15 protein-coding genes and 1 tRNA gene are annotated in these 17,385 nt (G+C 74.7%); 10 read left to right on the top strand and 6 right to left on the bottom strand.

Translation table 11 applies throughout. The annotated features are described in order from the left end of the window. Positions 1-50: 50 nt before the first annotated feature. Both ADK60_RS00080 and ADK60_RS00075 read right to left on the bottom strand, forming a co-directional pair. Positions 51-587 (bottom strand): FHA domain-containing protein FhaB/FipA, encoded by a 537-nt coding sequence (locus ADK60_RS00080; protein ID WP_030392397.1) that lies wholly within the window; start codon positions 585-587, stop codon positions 51-53. 13 nt (positions 588-600) lie between these two features. Continuing rightward, the gene (locus ADK60_RS00075; RefSeq protein WP_053642196.1) at positions 601-1,473 is read right to left on the bottom strand and encodes an FHA domain-containing protein; all 873 of its coding nucleotides are present in this window, start codon (positions 1,471-1,473) and stop codon (positions 601-603) included. Positions 1,474-1,891: 418 nt separating this feature from the next. Here ADK60_RS00075 and ADK60_RS00070 point away from each other — a divergent pair. Further along, positions 1,892-1,975: transfer RNA gene (locus ADK60_RS00070), tRNA-Leu, on the top strand. Positions 1,976-2,100: 125 nt separating this feature from the next. On the opposite strand, the gene ADK60_RS00065 is transcribed toward ADK60_RS00070, so the two are convergent. Beyond that, entirely contained in the window at positions 2,101-3,240 is a 1,140-nt protein-coding gene (locus ADK60_RS00065; protein ID WP_053642194.1) for a sensor histidine kinase, read from the bottom strand. Next, positions 3,237-3,950, bottom strand: coding sequence for a response regulator (locus ADK60_RS00060; RefSeq protein WP_053642192.1), 714 nt, complete (start codon positions 3,948-3,950; stop codon positions 3,237-3,239). The genes ADK60_RS00065 and ADK60_RS00060 overlap by 4 nt, the downstream gene beginning before the upstream one ends. 292 nt (positions 3,951-4,242) lie before the next feature. Between ADK60_RS00060 and ADK60_RS00055 the strand changes: the two genes are divergently transcribed. Then, positions 4,243-6,012, top strand: a complete 1,770-nt coding sequence (locus ADK60_RS00055; protein WP_045938935.1) for a phosphatidylglycerol lysyltransferase domain-containing protein — start codon at positions 4,243-4,245, stop codon at positions 6,010-6,012. A gap of 218 nt (positions 6,013-6,230) precedes the next feature. After that, a complete protein-coding gene (locus ADK60_RS44340) occupies positions 6,231-6,998 on the top strand; it encodes a hypothetical protein (RefSeq protein ID WP_159400242.1) in 768 nt (255 codons plus the stop codon). Between the two features lie 85 nt (positions 6,999-7,083). Here ADK60_RS44340 and ADK60_RS00045 read toward each other — a convergent pair whose 3' ends face one another. Continuing rightward, positions 7,084-9,882, bottom strand: coding sequence for an ATP-binding SpoIIE family protein phosphatase (locus tag ADK60_RS00045; RefSeq protein ID WP_079007924.1), 2,799 nt, complete (start codon positions 9,880-9,882; stop codon positions 7,084-7,086). Between the two features lie 266 nt (positions 9,883-10,148). Between ADK60_RS00045 and ADK60_RS00040 the strand changes: the two genes are divergently transcribed. The 7 genes from ADK60_RS00040 to ADK60_RS00010 all read left to right on the top strand — a co-directional run bounded on the left by ADK60_RS00040 (position 10,149) and on the right by ADK60_RS00010 (position 17,039). Continuing rightward, positions 10,149-11,309 carry a rhodanese-like domain-containing protein gene (locus ADK60_RS00040; protein ID WP_063772416.1) on the top strand — a complete coding sequence of 387 codons (1,161 nt, stop codon included), beginning with the start codon at positions 10,149-10,151 and terminating at the stop codon, positions 11,307-11,309. 36 nt (positions 11,310-11,345) lie between these two features. Beyond that, the gene (locus ADK60_RS00035; protein ID WP_053642188.1) at positions 11,346-11,645 is read left to right on the top strand and encodes a hypothetical protein; all 300 of its coding nucleotides are present in this window, start codon (positions 11,346-11,348) and stop codon (positions 11,643-11,645) included. 94 nt (positions 11,646-11,739) lie between these two features. Beyond that, positions 11,740-12,399 carry a DUF5819 family protein gene (locus tag ADK60_RS00030; protein ID WP_053642186.1) on the top strand — a complete coding sequence of 220 codons (660 nt, stop codon included), beginning with the start codon at positions 11,740-11,742 and terminating at the stop codon, positions 12,397-12,399. Between the two features lie 29 nt (positions 12,400-12,428). Next, a complete protein-coding gene (locus ADK60_RS00025; RefSeq protein WP_053642183.1) occupies positions 12,429-13,769 on the top strand; it encodes an HTTM domain-containing protein in 1,341 nt (446 codons plus the stop codon). Between the two features lie 5 nt (positions 13,770-13,774). After that, positions 13,775-15,922, top strand: coding sequence for an FUSC family protein (locus ADK60_RS00020; protein ID WP_053642181.1), 2,148 nt, complete (start codon positions 13,775-13,777; stop codon positions 15,920-15,922). A 65-nt stretch (positions 15,923-15,987) separates the two neighbouring features. Then, complete coding sequence (locus tag ADK60_RS00015; protein ID WP_159400241.1) at positions 15,988-16,278, top strand: SbtR family transcriptional regulator; 291 nt, start codon at positions 15,988-15,990, stop codon at positions 16,276-16,278. Then, the gene (locus tag ADK60_RS00010; protein ID WP_045938646.1) at positions 16,275-17,039 is read left to right on the top strand and encodes a TrmH family RNA methyltransferase; all 765 of its coding nucleotides are present in this window, start codon (positions 16,275-16,277) and stop codon (positions 17,037-17,039) included. The genes ADK60_RS00015 and ADK60_RS00010 overlap by 4 nt, the downstream gene beginning before the upstream one ends. 34 nt (positions 17,040-17,073) lie before the next feature. Here ADK60_RS00010 and ADK60_RS45540 read toward each other — a convergent pair. Beyond that, positions 17,074-17,385 (bottom strand): peptidoglycan-binding protein (locus tag ADK60_RS45540; protein WP_199839556.1); only part of this gene is annotated, 312 nt, incomplete at its 5' end.

The following is a 17,385-nucleotide window of genomic DNA, read 5'->3' as shown; positions in this document are numbered from 1 at the left end:
ACCTGTGCCCCCCTCTGGGTCATGGACGGGATGCTGTCCCTCATGCGCTACTACTTCCGCAGTTCGATGACGGTCCTGCCGATACGGATCGGCATGCCCGGCTGGAGCGGGGTCGGCGCGGTCAGGCGCTGACGGTCCAGATAGGTGCCGTTGGTGGAGCCTAGATCCTCCACCGTCCACTGCCCAGTCTGGTCGGGATAGATCCTGGCATGCCGGGAGGACGCGTAGTCGTCGTCCAGCACGATGGTGGAGTCGTGCGCCCGGCCCAGGGTGATGGTCTGGCCCTGCAGCGCGACGGTGGTCCCGGCCAGGGAGCCCTGCACCACGACCAGCTGGGTCGGGGCGCCGCGACGGCGCCCGCCGCCCTGGGTCGGCGGACCGCCGGCCGGGGGCTGGCCCTGCGGGGCCCGCCCGGCCGCACCGGCCGCGGGCGCCGCCGCGGTGGCGCCGCCGCCCCGGCGGGAGGACCGGGGGTTCACCCTGGTCCCGAAGAGGTCGCTGCGGATCACCTGGACCGCGACGATCACGAACAGCCACAGCACGGCCAGGAAGCCCAGCCGCATGACCGTGAGGGTCAGTTCTGACATAACCGCGCCCGCTCTACCCTTCGACCTGTCGGTAGACGATGGTGGTGGAGCCCACGACGATTCGAGAGCCGTCGCGGAGCGTAGCGCGCTGGGTGTGCTGTCCGTCCACCACGATGCCGTTCGTCGACCCCAGGTCCAGCACCATCGAGGGGGTTCCGGGGCGGATCTCGGCGTGCTTGCGGGACACTCCGGGGTCGTCGATGCGGACGTCCGCCTCGGTGGAGCGGCCGAGCACGCAGGCGTTCCCGGAGATCTGGTGGCGGGCGCCGTTCACCTCGATCCAGCGGCGCACCGAGGTGCCGTGGCCGGCGCCCGGGAAGGGGCGCACAGTGCCGCCGGCGGGGGGGGTCGGCGCGGCGGGCGGGGTCGCGGGGGGCGCGGCCGGCGGCGGCGGGGGCGCGGCGTACTGGGCGCCGCCGCCCTGCTGCCACGGCGCGCCGGGGGCCGGAGCGGCCGGCGGGCGGCCGTAGCCGGGCTGGGTCGGCTGCGCGGGGGCCTGCTGCTGCGGCTCCTCCGCGGCGAGGGTGCGGCTGCGCACCCGGTACAGGCCGGTGTCGAGGTCGTCGGCCTTCTCCAGGTTCACCTGCAGCGGGCCCATGAAGGTGTAGCGCTGGGCCTCCGCGTACTCGCGGACCATGCCGGCGAGCTCGTTGCCCAGCTGCCCGGAGTAGGGGCTCAGCCGCTCGTGGTCGTGCGGGCTGAGTTCGACGATGAAGTCGTTGGGCACGACGGTCCGCTCGCGGTTCCAGATGCTCGCGTTGTTGTCGCACTCGCGCTGCAGCGCTCCGGCGATCTCCACGGGCTGGACCTCGGACTTGAACACCTTGGCGAAGGTGCCGTTGACGAGACCCTCAAGTCGCTGCTCGAACTTCTTCAGCACTCCCATGGGGCACCCCCTTCCAGGGTTCGTTCGCCTGCCTGCCGACCGGTTTCCGGGGGGAGCCGGTCGCGCCTACTTGCGGTACTTCCGTACTGATCGTATCCACGCCGGGGCCATCCGTACGGTTCCCGGACCACGTGGTGCCCGGGGGTGGGCTCGGACACACAGGGTGACGCATGCGGGCGGCAGCATGCCAGGGCTACCCGCCCGGCGGGCCCGCCATCCCTCGCTCGCCTGTTCGCCGGGCATCCGTTCGGATGCGCTCCGCCTCCCCCGGGAACGGATTCGGAGGTGACCCGCAGGTCGTGCTACTGTTTTGCATGTCGGAAGGGGCGCCCACCGGGCGGCCCGATCGAAGAAACGCGAAGGCCACATGGTACCGAGCGGATCGGCTGATCGACCGGCAAGCGGTGAAAACACCCATGCGCGGGTGGCGGAATAGGCAGACGCGCTGGATTCAGGTTCCAGTGCCCGAAAGGGCGTGGGGGTTCAACTCCCCCCTCGCGCACAGCGAAGCCCCGCAGATCTTCGGATCTGCGGGGCTTTTTTGTTCCCCGGTGCCGGACCCGGTCCCGCACCGGCGGCGGCGTCCCGGACTCCGGGGCCGGTCCGGGGGCGGCCCGGGGCCCCGGTTCAGGAGGACGGCGCCGGGAGGTCGGCGCGGACCTCGAAGCCGCCGTCCGGGGTCGGGTCGGCGTCGAGCGAGCCGCCGAGCAGCTGGGCGCGTTCGCGCAGGCCGACCAGGCCGTGGCCGCCGCCGGGCAGGATCCGGTCGGGGCGGACCGGCGGGGCGTCGTTGCGCACCTCGACCCGCAGCCGTCGGCCCCGGGCCCGGATCCGGACGTGCACCGCGGCCTGCGGCGCGTACTTGGTGATGTTGGTGAGCGCCTCCTGGACGGTGCGGTAGGCGGCCCGCTCGACCGCCTCCGGCCAGGGGCGGTCGCCCGGGGCGAGCTCGGTGTCGGCGGTCAGTCCGCTCTCCTCGATCAGCCGGGGCAGGTCGGCCAGCCTGGGCTGCGGGGCCAGCGGGGCGCCGGTCCTCGGACCGCCGGCCCGCAGCACGCCGACCATCTGCCGCAGCTCCTCCAGGGTGCGCACGGACAGTTCGCGGATGGTCGCCGCGGCACCCGAGGCCGCCGGGTCGGCGGTGGACACCTGGAGCGCGCCCGCCTGGATGCTGATCAGACTGACCTGGTGCGAGACCACGTCGTGCATCTCCCGGGCGAGCCGGCTGCGCTCCTCGCTGAGCACCCGGTCGGCCAGCAGCCGGCTCTCCCGGGCCTGGCCCCGGGTGAGCTCGTCCAGCCGGGCCGCCAGCTCGCGCCTGGTCCGGGACAGCAGACCGGTGGCGGCCGGGCCCGCCGCGAGCATCACGGACTGGATGGCGTACAGCGCGGTGTCCCGGGTCGGCTCGAAGGACTGCTCGGACAGCGGCCAGTGGAAGAACTCCACCAGCGCGAAGAGCGAGGCGCAGGGGATCACCACCCGGGAGTGGGGGCGTTCGGCCGCCACCGTGTAGACGGCGGTTATCGGGGCGAGCCAGATGTCGTCGAGGTAGCTGCCGGGCATCGTCAGCAGCAGCACGGTGACCGGGAAGCGGCGCCGCCACAGCAGCGCCACGGCGGCCAGGACCGACAGCAGGGTCTGCCAGAGCGGGGCGCCGCGGGCCACCAGGGCGGCGTCCACCAGGGAGTAGACCGCGGGCAGCAGGATCATCAGCCAGGGCGCGGTGAACCCGGCCGGAAGACGTCGTGCGGGAGAGGGGTCGCTCATGCCCCGTCGCTCGGCTTCGGCCGGACCAGCCCGGCCCGGTGGGCGACGACGGCCGCCTGGACCCGGTTGGCGGCGCCGAGCTTGCCGAGGATCGCGCTGATGTGGTCCTTCACCGTGCCGGTGCCGAGGAACAGCCGGTCGGCGATCTCGGCGTTGGACAGGCCCTCGCCCAGCAGCGCCAGCACGTCCAGCTCCCGGCCGGTCAGGGTGCGGGCCAGGGTGGCGGCCTCGGCGTCCGGGCCGCCGCCGTCCACATAGCCGCCGATCACGGTGCGGGTCACGGTCGGGGAGAGGATGTTGCCGCCGGCCGCGAGCACCCGGACGGCGTGCACCAGCTGGTCCGGGGCGGTGTCCTTGAGGAGGAAGCCGGAGGCGCCGGCCCGCAGCGCGGTACCGATGTGCTCCTCGGTGTCGAAGGTGGTCAGCATCGCCACGGCCGGCGGGTCGGGCAGGGCCCGCAGCCGGCGGAGCACCGAGATGCCGTCCAGGTCGGGCATCCGGATGTCGAGCAGCACCACGTGCGGACGCAGCCGCCGGACGCACTCCTCGGTCTGCGCGCCCGAGCAGTCGCCGACCACCTCCAGGTCGGGAGCGGAGCCGACGATGAGGCCCAGCCCGGACCGGACCAGGATCTCGTCGTCCACGATCAGCACGCGGGTGGTGGTGATGGTCCCTCCTCGGTTCGGCGGACGGGTCGGGCCGGTCCGCATGACTGGAACCGAGAGTAGGGCCTGACCGGCGGCTTCGCCGGGCCCGGCCTCCCGGAGCAACCCCGCCGAACGGCGGGGGTGTGAATCCGCTACCTGGTTCACGCGATTCTCACCGATGGTGGGGAACCATGGGAATCGGCTGCCGTTCGGTCGGTCCGCGGCCGGGGGTGGGTGGCCGGCCGGGTCGCGTGCGGATGCGGCCCACCATCTGATCGTTTGGAATTGAGCTGTGTCGTCCACTGTGAAGCCGGAGCCGTCCACCTCCCCCACCGGATCCGGGTCCGGCGCCCTCATGGCGCGCTGGCGCCCCCGGGCCGCGACGGCGACCGTCTGGTACCTGCGGCTGATCGCCCTGCTGAACCTCGTCACCGTGCTCCTGGCGCCGTTCCGGGACCAGGTCGAGACGCACAACGAGGGTGAGTACTTCACCCCCTACCTGATGACCGCCGGGCTGAGCAGCGCGGTGCTCTCGGTCTTCCTGGCGATCGCGATGCGGCGCCGCAAGCGGGCCGCGTGGATCTTCAACACGGCGCTGGCCGGTCTGTTCGCGCTGCTCTACCTGCTCGCCATGACGCTGCCCGGCGGGGGCTTCACCAAGCACCCGCTGAACTATGTTTCCACCGTGCTGACCTGCGGGTTCGTCCTGGCGCTGCTGGTCGGGCGGAAGGAGTTCACCTCCAAGGGCGACAGCTCCAACCCGAAGACCGCCGCCGCCACCTTCGTGGCCGGCCTGGGCTTCGGCGGCGTGGTCGGCGCGGCCCTGGTCGCCCTCACCAACAACCTGCACGGCGCCGCCGACTTCTGGGACACGTTCCGCTACTCGGTCGGCCGGATGATCACCATCACCCCCTCCGAGCACCTGCGCTCCGTCATCGACGCGCCGACCTGGGTGAACGCGGTCATCAACGCCATGGGCGCGGTGCTCTTCCTGCTGGTCCTCTACGTGGCGTTCCGCAGCCCGCGGAACACGGAGCTGCTCACCGCCGAGGACGAGGAGCGGATCCGGGGGCTGCTGGAGAAGCAGGGCGAGCGGGACTCGCTGGGCTACTTCGCGCTGCGCCGGGACAAGGCGGTGATGTTCTCGCCGAGCGGCAAGGCGGCGGTCACCTACCGGGTGGTCGGCGGCGTCTCACTGGCCTCCGGCGACCCGATCGGCGACCCCGAGGCCTGGCCCGGCGCGATCGACGCCTGGCTGACCGAGGCCCGCGAGCACGCCTGGGCGCCGGCCGTGATGGGCGCCTCCGAGGAGGCCGGGGTGATCTACGCCCGGCACGGGCTGGACGCGCTGGAGCTGGGTGACGAGGCGATCGTCGAACTCGACGAGTTCTCGCTGGACGGCCGGGCGATGCGGGTGGTGCGCCAGGCCTACAACCGGGTCAAGCGGGCCGGCTACACGGTGCGGATCCGCCGGCACGAGGAGATCCCCGAGTACGAGATGGCCGAGCTGGTGGCCAAGGCCGACCAGTGGCGCGACGGCGCGACCGAGCGCGGCTTCTCGATGGCGCTGGGCCGGCTCGGCGACCCGGGCGACGGGCGCTGCGTGATGCTGGAGTGCCACGACGGCGAGGGCGAGCTGAAGGCCCTGCTCAGCTTTGTGCCGTGGGGTGCGGACGGGCTCTCGCTGGACCTCATGCGCCGGGCCAGGGACACCGAGAACGGCCTGATGGAGTTCATGGTGATCGAACTCCTGCAGCGCGCCGGTGAGGTGAATCTGGCCAGGGTCTCGCTGAACTTCGCCATGTTCCGTTCCGTTTTCGAGCGGGGCTCGAAGCTCGGGGCGGGGCCGGTGCTGCGGCTCTGGCGTTCCGTTCTCGGCTTCTTCTCGCGCTGGTGGCAGATCGAATCGCTCTACCGGGCCAACGCCAAGTACCGGCCGATCTGGGAGCCGCGGTATCTGCTGTTCGAGAAGAGCAGCGAGATTCCGCGGATCGGCATCGCCAGTGCCCGGGCCGAGGGCTTCATCACCGCACCGAGCCTGCCCGCGCTGTTCCGTCGCCGGCACCAGGGACCGTCCGGCACGGAGCCCCGGGTGCCGGTGGCGGCACAGGACGGGAAGGGGTAGCCCTCCGCCGGGGGGCGGAGGGGGCCGGGCAGCCGTCCGGGGGGATCTCATGGTTGTTTCTCCCCCTTGAGGATGACTCGGATCCGCACAATTGCCGATGTGGATTCGTTAACCGGCTTCTAATGTGGAGGTAGTCGAGAAGGCGCTTGCGCCAACGGGGATTTGGAGAACCGGTTGTGATGCGGAGGACCCACGCGGGGGGCGTGCGAAAGGGGCCGGTGGCTATTGCCAAAGAGGCCGCTGTCGCCGAGTGGGGAACGCTGTTCGGGACGGTCCGGGAGCAGGTCGCGCGGAAGAAGTTCGCGGCCGTCCCACTGGCCACCGCGGCGACCTGTCTGATCCTGCTGTTCAGCATCGTCCAGCACCTTCCGGGCGGCGAGCACTTCGTCACCCGGATCGGCGTGGTCAAGGCGGCGCTGCCGCTGGACGTCTCGCTGCTGCGCACGCCGCTGTCGCTGTACGTGCCGGCCCTGGACCTGCCGGTGTGGGGGGCGCTGGCGCAGGTCTTCGTGGTCTTCGGCATCGCCGAGATCGTGCTCGGCCGGCGGCTGACCCTGGTGGTCGCCTACACCTGCACCCTCGCCGGGACGCTGTTCGCCCGGGTCGGGGTGGCGATCGGCCCGGACCACGTCTTCGGCTTCCCGAAGTGGGTCGCGCACGTGCGGGACACCGGCCCCTCGGCCGCGGTGGTGGCGCTGGCGATCTGCATCGCGTTCCGCTGCCGGGCCTGGTTCACGGCCGGTCTGGTCGTGGCGACGATGGTCGGCGAGGCGGTCGTGCTGCCGAACCTGGCCGGGATGGAGCATGTGGTCGCGGTGATAGCGGCGCTGCTGATCGCGGTCTCGGTGGAGGTGTTCGGGGACTTCTGGCCGCGGGTGCTGGCCGGGGTCGGCGCGGCGGCCGTGGTGTCGACGGCCACCGCCTCGCTGGAGGCGGCGGCCGCGGACGTCCGCCGCCGCACTCCGGCCGGCGCGGCCGTGCCGTAACGGGCCGAACAGTACGTACGAGGAGCCCGCGGACCGTCCGGTCCGCGGGCTCCTGTCGTTCACGGCTTCGCGGTGTTCACCGCGGTCAGAGTGGCAGTTCGAACCAGACGACCTTGCCGACCGCCTTGCGGGCGGTGCCCCAGCGCTCGGCGAGCTTGGTGACCAGGGTGAGGCCGCGGCCGGTCTCGCCGAGTTGTTCGGCGGGCTCCAGCGACGGCAGGTTGTGGTTGTCGTCGCTGACCTCGACCAGCAGCTTGTCCACCCGGATCAGCTGGAGCTGGACCCGGTCCCGGGCCACCCGGACGGCGTTCGTGACCAGCTCGCTGACCAGCAGCACGACGGTGTCGCCGATCGACTCCAGGTGCCAGGCGGCCAGCTGCTCGCGGACCAGGGCGCGGGCCCGGCCGACCTCGCGGTGGTCGACGGTGAGGTCCCAGGTGGCGACCTCGCTCGGCGCGACCCCGTCGAAGCGGGCCACCAGCAGCGCGACGTCGTCCTTGCGGTCGTCGGAGTGCAGCCGGTCCAGGACCACGTCGCAGGCCTCCTCCGGGCTCTGCTGCGGGTCGATCAGATTGCCGCAGAGCGCGGCCAGCCCTGCTCCTATGTCACCGCCCCGCACCTCGACCAGGCCGTCGGTGCAGAGCACCAGCATCGAGCCGTCCACGACGTCGATGGTCTTGGCGACGAACGGCACCCCGCCGACGCCGATCGGGGCGCCGGCCGGGATCTCCAGCAGCTCGCCGGTGCCGTCCGGGTGGACCAGGACCGGTGGCACATGGCCGGCGCTGGCCAGCTCGCAGGTCCGGTTGATCGGGTCGTAGACCGCGTACAGGCAGGTGGCGAGATGGTCGTCGCCGAGCTTGTGGGCCAGGTTGTCCAGATGGCGCAGCAGCTGGCCGGGCGGCAGGTCGAGGGCGGCCAGGGTCTGCATCGCGGTGCGGAAGCGGCCCATCGCGGCGGCCGAGTGGATGCCGTGGCCCATGACGTCGCCGACCACCAGTGCGACCCGGCTGCCGGGCAGCTGGATCGCGTCGAACCAGTCGCCGCCGACCTCGGCCCGGGAGTCGCCGGGCAGGTAGCGGTGGGCGATCTGGACGCCGGGGATCTGCGGCGGGCGGGTCGGGATCATCGAGCGCTGGAGGGTGGTGGCGACCCGGGACTCGGCCCGGTGCAGCCGGGCGTTGTCGAGCGAGAGCGCGGCTCTGGCGGCCAGCTCCTTGAGGGTGGCGGCGTCGCTCTCGTCGAACGGGTCCCGGTCGGGGAGCCGGAGCAGTTTGAGGATGCCGAGCACGGTGCCGCGGGCGGAGAGCGGCACCACCAGCATCGAGCGGCCGGACACCACCGGGACCAGCTCGGGGCCGCCGAGCGCGGCGGCGTAGTCGACCGCGACGTCCCGGGTGACCACCGGGACCAGCACCGGCTGGTTCAGCTGGAGGGCCATGCCGGGCGGGGTGCGGCGGGGCATGGCGACCAGCGAGCCCTCGGCGAGCACGTGGTCCCACTGGCCGGCGGACTCGTTGCGGGCCAGGGCGACCCGGCGGAGCATCGTGTCGTCGTCGGGGCGGGCCGCGGGCAGCTCGGAGTCGGAGATCAGGCCGTCCACGAGGTCGACGCAGGCGAAGTCGGCGACCCGGGGGACGAGCACCCGGCACAGCTCGTGGGCGGTGAAGCCGAGGTCGAGGGTGGTGCCGACCTTGCCACCGACCTCGTTGAGCAGGGCCAGCTGCTCGCCGGCGTGGCCGTTGGTCAGGAACGGGCCGAACCGGCCGGTCTGCGGTCCGGGCGGGACCGCGGCGGCGGGGACGGGGACGGTGATCGCTGCGGCCGGTGCGGCCGGTGCGGTCGGCGGGGCCGGGTCGCCCGGGTGGAGCCGGTGTCCGTTGGCGGACGGTCCGACGGTGGTCTGCTCGATGGTGACGCCTCCTCTCGGCGGGGCCGGGACGCCGCCGGCCGTGAGCTCGCCCCCGGGGCGTTCGGAGCGGGCGGCCCGGTCCGCGGCGGCCGGGGCGGCCGCGGCCTCGCGCTGGGCGGGCAGCGGAGCGGGCGGCGGGGCGGTGGGACGGCGCCCGGGCGCGGACTGCTCGGGCGGGGTCGGCGGACCGAGCCTGGCCGTGCGCTGCTGCGCGGTCGGGTAGCGGCGGCCGATCCCGGCCGCCGCGTGGGCGGCGCCGGCCGCCGGGTCGGCCGGGTGGAGCGGCAGCACGGTGCTCGGGTCGAGCCGCAGGGCCGGCAGTCCGGCCCGGCCGAGTGCGGCGAGCAGCGGCCCGCGGCGCTCGGCGGCGCCGGGCAGCACGGCGGCGAGCGGTCCGGGGACCGGCCGGCCGGCGGCGCCCAGCGCGGCGGAGAGCCGGTGGAAGCCGCCCAGGGCGCCCGGGCCGGCGGCGAACGGCAACTGCCGCTCGCCGAGCGCCAGCCGGGGGCCGGCGGAGCGCAGCGGGCGGGCGTCGGCGGCCAGGGCCAGCAGCCGGCCGGCCGGGCCGTCCAGCGGGTAGGCCCACCAGAGCACGTCCCGCAGGTGCTCCTCGCGGTCGACCACGGGCAGCTGCCCCGCCCAGGCGGCGCCGTCGGAGGTCAGTTCGGCGAGGGTGGTGAAGGTGTCGCGGCGGCGACGGCCGACGGCGCCCGGCCCGGCCTGGCCCGGCACGCTGCGCGGCTCGGCGGCGGGCAGCAGGCCGGCGGCCGGCCGGTCGTGGACGGCCTCGGCGCGGTGTCCGAACAGCTCCTCGGCGGCCCGGCTCCACTGGGCGATCCGCCCCTCGCGGTCGACCAGCACGACGGCGAGCCGGACCAGGGCGACCACCCCCGACGGCTGGTCGCCCGGTGCGGTGCCGGGCTCCGGAGCGGTGCCCGTCGGACGCGGTGTGGAGTTTGGATCGTCCACCATGGATTCGGTCTGCTCCCGCCTGGCCGCCACGCCTGGAGACGGCCGGTTCTCCGGAGGAAGGCATGCTGTGCGGATACCAGCGAAGCACGGACCGGCCGGGACTCGATAGCGAAACGGGGAGATTCCTCGGTATCAGTTGCGTGTCACACGCCGTGCGCCCCTCCGCACTCCCCGTCCGGCCCGCAGGCCGGGCCGGGTACGGGCGGTAGGGTCGCAGCACGGGCCAGGCCGGCCCCGCACCGGACAGCAGGAGACGGAGGCCAGAGGTGACCGCGCAGATCCCCGTCCGCTGGACGGATCCGCAGCAGGGGGAGCTGGAGGAGCGGGTCGAGGCCGCCGAACTCGCCTGGCTGACCATGGACGTCGACGTGCGGACGCTGCGCGTCGAGATCGACAACTTCGCGCTGATCCACCACCAGCTGCTCGGTCCGCTCTACGCCCGGCTGGACGAGCTGGACGCGCTGCTGGCCGAGGCCGTGGCCACCCGTACCGGGCTCCCGGAGGACCTCCGGCGGGCCCACGAGGCGCGGCAGCGGGTGGAGGACATGCCGGACCTGGACGCGCTGTTCGACAGCGTCCAGGCGCAGGAGGACGCCCCGCCGCCGCCCGCGCCGGTCCGGGTGCGTCCCGGCCGGGACGCCCAGCGGATCTACCGCGAGCTGGTGCGCCGGGCCCACCCCGACCTGTCCACCGACCCGGCCGAGCAGGAGCGCCGGGCGGCGTTCCTGGCCCGGGTCAACGAGGCCTACGCGTACGGCGACACCGGCGCCCTGGAGACGCTGTCCGCCGAGTGGTCCACCGCGCCCGAGGCCGCGCCCGCGACCGACTCCCCCGACCGGCTCGGCTGGCTGCGCCGCCGACTGGAGTGGCTGACCGGGCGGATCGGCGAGCTGGCCGCCGAGCAGGTCCGGCTGGAGCGCAGCGCGATGGGCGAACTGCTCGCGCTGGCCCCGCAGGACCCGGACGGGCTGCTGGCCGAGCTGGCCGAGCAGCTGCTGGCCAGGGCCGCCGCCCAGCAGGCCGAGCTGGAAGGGCTGCTCGGCGGCCGTCCGGTGGGGGACAATGACGGCGCCGATCCCGAAGCCCAGGAGAACCAGACGATGTTCGCGCAGATCCCCACCATCGACGCCGCCGCCGTGCCCGCCGACGCCGCCCTGCTGGACGTCCGGGAGCAGGACGAATGGGACGCCGGACACGTGGCGGGCGCGCTGCACATCCCGATCGGCGAGGTCGTCGCCCGGCTCGGCGAGCTGCCGGACGAGAAGCTGTACGTGCTCTGCCGGGTCGGCGGGCGCTCCGCGCAGGTCGTCCAGTACCTGGTGCAGAACGGCCGGGAGGCGGTCAACGTGGACGGCGGGATGTACGCCTGGGACGGCGCCGGCCGCCCGATGGTGAGCAGCGGCGGGCAGGACGCCTTCGTCCTGTAGGGCGTCTCCGAGGGGGAACGGACGACGGGGGGAAGCATGAGCGGGGGGAGCGGGACGCGGCCGGCCGGGGCCGAGGAGGTGCCGGCCGAGGTCGCCGCCGCGCTCGCGGCGCTGCGGCGCTCGGTGCTGCTGCTGTCGGGGGCGACGCTGGTGGTCGAGCTGGTCGGCCAGCTGCTGCTGGCGGCGGGCCGCTCGACGGCGGCCATCGTGGCCGCCGCGGCCGGCGGGCTGCTGCTGCTGATCGCCGTGCCGGTGCTGCGCCGGCGGCGGCGGGCGGTGCTCGCGGCCCGGGCGGCGGTGCCGGAGCCGGCGGCGGTGCCGGAGCGGACCGGCTGACGCCGGGGGGATCCGTCCGGCCCGGGGAGTAGGGCAGGATGGGCGCGCGACCGGGCCGGCGCGGTGCCGGCCCCACCCGTCCCCGGGGGAGTTCATGGCCGAGAGTACGGACCCGCCGCCCGTCGGCCGGCCCTGGTCGACGCCCGCGCGGGTCGTCCTGGGCGTGGCCGGAGCCCTGCTGACCGGCACCACCGGGCTCTTCCTCGGCGCGGTCTTCCTGCATGTGGCGCCCGCCAATTCGCTGTCCCGGGAGTACCGGGAGCAGGTGGACGGCCTGATCTATCCGGAGTTCGAGCAGAACTGGAAGCTGTTCGCGCCCAATCCGCTGCAGCAGAACATCGCCGTGGACGCCCGGGTGCGCACCGGGTCGCCGGACGGGGAGGCGCGGATCCACGAGTGGGTCGGGCTGACCGCGCAGGACATCGCCGCGATCCGGGGCAATCCGGCGCCCAGCCACGCGGACCAGAACCTGCTGCGGCGCGCGTGGGACTTCTACGACGGCTCGCACAGCGCCCAGGACGAGTCGACGACCAATCCGCGCGGCCGGCTCGCCGAGGAGTACCTGAAGCGGATCGCGGTGCAGCGGATCGGCCCGAGCGTGGAGGGGCGGCCGGTGGTGGCGGTCGAGCTGCGGGTGACCACTACGACGGTCGCGCCGCCGGAGTGGAGCGAGGAGGCGGCGCCCGCCGCGCCGAAGGTGCGGGAGCTGCCCTGGTGGCCGGTGAAGGCCGGGGACCTGCGGGGGCTGCGGTGAGCGGGGCGGTGCCCGGCGGAGCGGGCGAGGTGACCGACGTGACCGACCTGACCGGCACGGCCGCCGCGGCCGCCGTGGCCGATGTGGCCGCCGCGGCCGATGTGGCCGGTCCTGCCGGTCCGGCCGGGGAGACGGTCGGGGGCGCGGCTGTGGCGGCGGTCGCGGCCGCGGTGGTGGCTGGGATCCCCCGGCAGCCCGGCCCGGAGGCGGCCGCCGCACCCGCCGGTACTCGGCGGACCGGACCGGCCGGGCTCGCCGGGCGGGCGGTCGCGGTGTTCACCGGGCGGGTGCTCGGGCAGTACCAGGCGGCGACGGTGCGGATCGGCTTCGGGCTGGTCTGGCTGGCCTACCTGCTCCGGGAGTGGCCCAACCGGCGGCTGCTGTACGGCGACACCTCGCCCTGGTCGACCGACCTGGCCCAGCAACTGCTGGCCGACAACCGGGCGCTGACCGTGCTGCCCTGGTTCGGCGGGCGGCCCTGGTTCGAGCTGGTCTACCACCTGGCGGTGCTGGCCGCGCTCGCCGTCCTGCTCGGCTGGCGGACCAGGGCGAGCACGGTGCTGTTCCTGGTCACCGTGCTGTCGCTGCAGAACCGCAACGTCTTCCTCGGCGACGGCGGCGACAACATCGTCCACCTGATGGCGATCTACCTGGTCTTCACCCGGTGCGCCGAGGTGTGGTCGCTGGACGCCCGCCGGGGGGAGTCCGGGCGGAGCGGGGTGCCGCTCTGGACGCTGCTCGGAGCGCTGCTGCTGGTCTGTCAGCTGGGCGGTTTCGCCGGGACGAGCCTGGACTGGACCACCCCGGGGTTCCCGTACGTCGGCTGGGCGCCGCTGTTCTGGGGGCTGTGGGCGGTGGCCGGGCTGTGGTGGCTGGCCGAACGGCTGGCGCCGGAGGGCGAGACCCGGGCGGTGCTGGACGCGCTGGCGACCATGGTGCACAACTGCGCGATGCTGGTGATCGCCGTCGAGGTGGTGCTGATCTACGCCACGGCCGGCTGGTACAAGGTGCAGGGCTCGCGCTGGCAGGACGGCACCGCGCTGTACTACCCGCTGCACCTGGACTACTTCACGCCCTGGCCGGGGCTGTCCGGGCTGGTCGGCGGGGCGCTGCTGCCGGTGTTCCTGATCTCCTACGGGACGGTGCTGCTCCAGGTCGGCTTCCCGTTCACCCTGGTCGACCGGAGGGTCAAGAACGCGCTGCTGGTGGTGATGATGGCCGAGCACATCGGGATCGCCGTACTGCTCGGGCTGCCGGTGTTCTCGCTGGCGATGATCGCGGCGGACGCGGTCTTCCTGCCGACGGCGGCGCTGTGCTGGGTCGGGGCGCGGGTCGCGCGGATCCGGCCGCGGAGGGCACCACTAAGCTGACCGCTATGTCCTGGTTCGCCGCACTTCGAGACACCGCGCGGACCGGACTGACCGTCGACCGGGCGCTCACCGACCCCAAACGGGCGGTGCGCGGGGCGGTCGCCGTCGCCCTGGTGCTCTTCCCGACCCTGGCCCTCGGCGACGCCCGGCTCGCCACCTCCGCCGCGATGGGCGCGTTCATCGCCGGCACCGCGACCTTCCAGCGCAGCTTCCGGCCCCGCGCCACCCTCGCCGTCGCCGCCGGGACCGGACTCGGCATCAGCACCTTCCTCGGCTACCTGGCGGTCGGAGTGCCCGGAGCCTTCCCGGTGCTGCTCGCGGTCTGGGCCTTCGGCGCCGGACTCACCTGGGCGATCGGGCCGACCGCCGGAATCGTCGCCGCCAACACCCTCTCGGTGATGCTGATCGTGGTCCAGCTGCCCGTCAGCCCGCTCACCGCGCTCGGCCACGGACTGGTCTGCGCGCTCGGCGGCGTCGTCCAGGCACTGGTCATCACCGTCTGGCCGATCGGCAGCTGGACCGCCCAGCGCGAGGCGCTCGCCGACACCTACGCCGAACTCGCCGACTACGCCCGGCGGCTGCGCCAGGACCCGACCGCGCACATCGACCCGGCCCCGTTCATGACGGCCCGGCACGCCGCCGCGCTCACCCCCTGGCAGGACCGCAACCGCCCGCCCGAGCTGCGCGGCCTGCGCGGCCTCGCCGAACGGATCAGGCCCACCCTGGCGGCGATCGCCGACCCCAAGGTCGGCGCCCCCGAGGAGGGACCCGAACGTGACCGGGCCCGCGAGGTACTGGCGGCCGCCGCCGAGGCGATGGACGCCCTGGCCCGGGCGATCCGCACCGGCGACCCGCTCCGGCTGCCGTCCTCCGCCCCGGCCCTCACCCTGGTCGCCCGGACCGAGGGCCCGGAACTGCGCGGCGCCGCCCGCCGCGCCGCGCGCCGACTGGCCGGGCTGCTCCGCGGCGCCGCCGACGCGCTCGACCGGGGCGCCGAGGACACCATCGACACCCCCGTCGTCCAGCCCGGCGGGACGCTGCGCAAGCCGCCGCTGATCAAGATGCTGCCGACGGCACTGCGCGCGGTGCGGCGGCAGTTCCGGCCGCACTCGGCGGTCTTCCAGCACGCCGTCCGGCTGGCCGCAGTGGTCACCGCCGCCTATCTGCTGGCCCGGCTGGCCGGCTTCGAGCACGGCTACTGGGCGCCGATGACCGCCGCCATGGTGATGCGCCCCGACTTCGCCCAGACCTACAGCCGGGGCGTGGCCCGGCTGGCCGGGACGTCGGCCGGGGTGGCGGTCTCCACCCTGGTGGTGCAGCTGGCGCGGCCCGGGGAGTGGGTGCTGGCCGCACTCGCCGTGCTCTCGATCGGCGGCGCCTATCTGACCTTCCGCACCGGCTACGCCGTGATCACCGCCTGCATCTCCTCCTACGCGGTCTTCCTGCTCGGGCTCCAGGAGGGGAACCCGCTGGTCACCGCCGTGGAACGGGTCGGCCTCACCATGCTCGGCGGCTCGCTGGCCCTGCTCGTCTACGCGCTCTTCCCGACCTGGCAGACCGCCAGGCTCGGCGAGCGGCTGGCCGAGTGGCTGGCCGCCGCCGGGCGGTACACGGCCGAGGCGCTCGCCGTCTACGAGCGGCCGGCCGCCCCGCGCGGGCGGGAGGTGCGCGGGGCACTGCTGGACTCCCGGGAGGCGCGCTCGGAACTGCTCCAGGCGATGCAGCGGGCCGACGCCGAACCCGGCCGGCACGCCTCCGGCCTGCCCGGGGTCAGCCGCCGCCAGCTGGACCGGGCCCGGGCGGCGGTCGGCCACCTCGGGCGGGTCGCCGTCCTGCTGGAGGCCCATCTGCCCGCCCCCGACGCCGAGCCGGTGCCGGGGGCGGCCGAGTTCGCCGAGGAACTGCGGCTGGCCACCGCGCTGGCGGCGGGCGCGCTGCTGACCGGGCAGCCGGTGGACTTCGGCGCCGTCCGGGAGGCCCAGGAGCGGCTGGAGCGGCGGCTCTCCGACGCGCCGCCCGGGGTGCAGCGGGACGTGGTGCGGGCCGGGACCAGGCTGCTGCTGCAGGCGTTGAAGGACCTGGAGCGGGCGCTGCGGGGCGGCGGCACGGTCGGCTCCGCCGAGCGGCGCGAGCCGGAGCCGACCGGGCGTTAGGGCCCGGTTCGGCGGGTCGGTGGGGTCCGGCTCGGCGGGCCGCGGTGGGGTCCGGTTCGCGCCGCGTGGCGGTCAGGAGGCTGCTGCGAGCCGCCCAGGACGCCGGGCAGTTGCGCACGGACGTCGGAATGGGCGACCTGGTGCTGCTCTGCGTCCGGGTCTCCCGCCCGCTCCCGGGCGGTCTGGCCGCCCTGGACGCCGGCGGCGCGCTCGTCCACCGGCACCTGGACCTCGCACTGGCCGGGCTGCGGCCCGGAGCGTCCGACGGGGAGCCCGGCGAACCGCTCACCTTCGACCAGGTGATCGCCGCCGCCGGTCGGCCGGGCGAGCCCGTGGTGGCAGAGTGGGCGGGATGAACGAGGAACTGCTGCGCGCCTGGCGGACCGGCGCCGAGGAGCCCGGTGCCGTCCTGCTGGACGGCTTCCACCCGCTGAAGCACGCGCTGCGGTTCGGCGGCGCCGTCCGGCAGGTGCTGACCGCCGACCGGGCCGCGCTGCTGGCACTGGCCGCCGAACTGGCCCCGGACGTCGCCCCGGCGCTGGACGCCCTGGCCGTCGAGCTGCCGGAGGCCGCGCTGCGCACGCTCGCACCCCGGTTGAGCCCGACCGGCGTGGTCGCCCTGGCAATGCGCCCCACCGCCGAGGCCAACCGCGCCGCGCTGGCCGTCCGGCCCCGGTCGGCGCCCGTCGTCCTGCTGGAGAACCCGCGCAACCTGGGCAACGTGGGCGCCGTGATCCGGCTGGCGGCCGGCTTCGGTGCGGCCGGCGTGGTCACCACCGGCGAACTGGACCCCTGGCACCCCGCCGTGCTGCGCGGCAGCGCGGGCCTGCACTTCGCCACCGCCGTCGAGCGGCTGACCCTGCCGGAGCTGCCGGCCGGTCCGCTCCATGTGCTCGACCCCGAGGGCACCGACATCCGGGAGACGGCCTTCCCGGACGACGCGGTGCTCGCCTTCGGCACCGAGCGGCACGGCGTCTCGGCGGAGTTGCGGGCGCGGGCCGACCGGCTGGTCGCGGTGCCGATGCGGCCCGGGGTCTCCAGCTTCAACCTGGCGACCAGCGTGGCGATGGGGCTGTTCCACTGGATGTCGGGGCGCCCGCCCGGCGGCGCGGTCTGACCCGGTCTCGGGTCAGGAGGCCGGGCCGGGCGGGTCAGGAGAACAGCGCCCGCCAGGTGTCCGGCCCGGGGTAGCCGTCGGCCTCGGCGCCGCTCCAGCCCATCGCCTCCTGGAACGCCCGCACATTGCTCCGGTCGGCATCCGTCCAGCGCGGGCCCGGGCCCTCGGTGTAGGCGGCGCCGAAGCCCTTGCGGACCAGCTGACCGCCGAGCCGCTCGACCTGGTCGCCCACCACGCCGGGGCCGAAGGCACCGGGGCCGGGGAAGGCCGGCGAGCTACTGCCGGGCGGTGAGGACGGGGACGGGGACGGTGACGGCGACGGGGGCGGTGGTGAGGAGGGCGGGGG

The organism is Streptomyces sp. XY431 (genome assembly GCF_001279805.1).
GTDB lineage: Bacteria > Actinomycetota > Actinomycetes > Streptomycetales > Streptomycetaceae > Kitasatospora > Kitasatospora purpeofusca.
This window is presented reverse-complemented; position numbering and strand designations above follow the sequence as displayed.

What these genes read in the sequence shown, in the direction of transcription:
- ADK60_RS00065 (WP_053642194.1), bottom strand. Translation starts at nt 3,240, where the DNA reads ATGAGCGACCCCTCTCCCGCACGACGTCTTCCGGCCGGGTTCACCGCG.
- ADK60_RS00075 (WP_053642196.1), bottom strand. Translation starts at nt 1,473, where the DNA reads ATGGGAGTGCTGAAGAAGTTCGAGCAGCGACTTGAGGGTCTCGTCAAC.
- ADK60_RS00030 (WP_053642186.1), top strand. Translation starts at nt 11,740, where the DNA reads ATGGCCGAGAGTACGGACCCGCCGCCCGTCGGCCGGCCCTGGTCGACG.
- ADK60_RS00020 (WP_053642181.1), top strand. Translation starts at nt 13,775, where the DNA reads ATGTCCTGGTTCGCCGCACTTCGAGACACCGCGCGGACCGGACTGACC.
- ADK60_RS00045 (WP_079007924.1), bottom strand. Translation starts at nt 9,882, where the DNA reads ATGGTGGACGATCCAAACTCCACACCGCGTCCGACGGGCACCGCTCCG.
- ADK60_RS00060 (WP_053642192.1), bottom strand. Translation starts at nt 3,950, where the DNA reads ATGCGGACCGGCCCGACCCGTCCGCCGAACCGAGGAGGGACCATCACC.
- ADK60_RS00055 (WP_045938935.1), top strand. Translation starts at nt 4,243, where the DNA reads ATGGCGCGCTGGCGCCCCCGGGCCGCGACGGCGACCGTCTGGTACCTG.
- ADK60_RS00035 (WP_053642188.1), top strand. Translation starts at nt 11,346, where the DNA reads ATGAGCGGGGGGAGCGGGACGCGGCCGGCCGGGGCCGAGGAGGTGCCG.
- ADK60_RS00080 (WP_030392397.1), bottom strand. Translation starts at nt 587, where the DNA reads ATGTCAGAACTGACCCTCACGGTCATGCGGCTGGGCTTCCTGGCCGTG.
- ADK60_RS00010 (WP_045938646.1), top strand. Translation starts at nt 16,275, where the DNA reads ATGAACGAGGAACTGCTGCGCGCCTGGCGGACCGGCGCCGAGGAGCCC.